The sequence below is a fragment of the Flavobacterium sp. GNP010 genome (assembly GCF_056428945.1).
Window position 1 is genome coordinate 1 of sequence record NZ_JBWJVK010000120.1, and the last position, 1,331, is coordinate 1,331.

The following is a 1,331-nucleotide window of genomic DNA, read 5'->3' on the forward strand; positions in this document are numbered from 1 at the left end:
AAAACTTTCGGATAGCTGTGATTTATAGTATTTCTTTAATTCCGTTTTACGGTTCGCAATTGGTAGTTATTAAAAAAACTTTTAATACACATTCATTTGACCCAACCAACAAGGCAATCTAATACTTTTTAAAATACTAAAACGAGCAGTTTGCTCAGTTTTTTTGACTTGTTTTAGTTGCTCTCGTTTTCTGGCACAGTTTGCAAAACCGCCTATCGAACCGCTTACATATCAAAATGTTTTGTTACAAGCCACATTTATGGAAAGCATCACAGAAAAAGTCAGGAAACTTTAATCATATTTAGCGTTTTCAAGAACTTGTAAAAAACGCAAAGTCAGAGACATTTGCGCAGCCCGCACGACAACTTATTCACTCTTCGAAGAGCGGGGGACATTTGCGCAGCCCGCACGGTACTTGTTCATTCTTCAAAGAGCGGGGACCATCGAAGACAAGCTACTCACTTCAAATAGCGGGTACGAGCAAGATGCTCGCGCTAGCGCCTGTGTTACTTAACGCTCAAGCCAGCTAGGGGTATTTTTCAATATTCAAATCTTCTTTTACTCTAACATAGTAACTTTTAATTTTATACTTCAAGCTTACGGTGTAAATAGTATCTTCTGTATATCTTAAAATCTTTTCTTTATCTCCCATAACTTTTAATACAGAATCTTTAGTTACACTCCACTTGTTAATGTCTGGGTCTTGAATATCCCAAAAATAACGTCTTTTATTTTCTACTTTATCAAAAGAATATTTTTTTAATTTTCCGTTTTTATCAAAACTAAAAGTAAATCCATAATATTCGGCTCTTTTTCTTGGCCATTCGTAATTCCAATATTGGACGGAATCTTTACAAATTAAATACTCCAACTCTTTTTGCTTGTTGGCACAACCAAATGAAATGCATAAAACTAAAACAAGTATCTTTTTCATATTATTCTTGAGGATTTTTCAAGTGTACTAAACTAACACCATATGTCTTTTTTCCTACTATAACATCAACACCATTTCCATCAAACTCAGATTTGATTTGAACGCCATTTTTAGTATTAAATTTATTAAAATTAGCCACATTAGATTTCAAATTATCAAAACTAATTTCTTTATTTAAATACGCATTATAAGTTCTAACAACAAAACCTGTTGCAACAGAATACTTATTATTTTTACTCGTGTTACTAAAATCTGAAGCTTTACTTTGTTTCAAATATACATTGGCATGATTTACAAATGTATATTTATTTTGAGGAATATTCTCGTTTTTGTGCCCTTCTTCGTGGTCAAGAGTACTTCCTAAATCATGATCATTATCATATACCCCATGTTGTAA

At 32.5% G+C, this 1,331-nt stretch carries 2 protein-coding genes; both read right to left on the reverse strand.

Features of this window, described 5'->3' with window-relative positions:
* Positions 1 to 526: 526 nt before the first annotated feature.
* Positions 527 to 934, reverse strand: a complete 408-nt coding sequence (locus AC061C_RS15775) for a hypothetical protein (protein WP_478291964.1) — start codon at positions 932 to 934, stop codon at positions 527 to 529.
* A gap of 1 nt (position 935) precedes the next feature.
* Positions 936 to 1,331 (reverse strand): hypothetical protein (locus tag AC061C_RS15780; RefSeq protein WP_478291965.1); only part of this gene is annotated, 396 nt, incomplete at its 5' end.